Source organism: Paenibacillus albidus (assembly GCF_014644435.1).
GTDB lineage: Bacteria > Bacillota > Bacilli > Paenibacillales > Paenibacillaceae > Paenibacillus_AQ > Paenibacillus_AQ albidus.
Genome location: NZ_BMKR01000119.1, coordinates 1 through 524 on the forward strand (window position 1 = coordinate 1; position 524 = coordinate 524).

General features: G+C 40.1%; 1 protein-coding gene. It reads left to right on the forward strand.

Annotated features, from left to right (window positions below; all coding sequences use genetic code 11):
- Positions 1 to 103: 103 nt before the first annotated feature.
- Positions 104 to 524, forward strand: a 421-nt coding sequence (locus IEY53_RS34865) for a phosphotransferase (protein WP_189032952.1), incomplete at its 3' end; no start/stop codon positions are given.

Sequence of the window (524 nt, forward strand, 5' to 3'; positions counted from 1 at the left end):
TAAAGGTTAATTAATAATTCGAATGAGATGCTTCATTGAGCCTGATAGTGGAAATGTTGAATTTTTATATGGCGGATAAACGAACTATTGAAAGGAGAAATATATGCTAAAACTGCCTGTTTATCATTCTGTTTTTTCTTCCGAAGCACTAGTACCTGCGCTAAATGATCTTTATGAGATCGGGGACTTCATAGAATGCCGTTTTCTCTCGAACGGGCTGAATGATACTTATTCATTGAAGACCTCTACGGGGAAATACATACTACGAATCTATAAAGCGAAATGGCGAAGTATACATGACATCACTTTCGAAGTTGAGCTGCTGAATCACTTGGTCAGGAAGGAAATCCTTGTATCGGGACCAGTGGTCAAAAGGGATGGCGAGTTTATTACAGAAATTGATGCAGCTGAGGGACTACGCTTCGTGGTCCTGTTTACGTATGCGGAAGGCGGATATTCCGATAAAAAAGAGAGCTGTGATTTATTTGGCGAACAAGTAGCAAAGATGCATTTGGCTATGGATG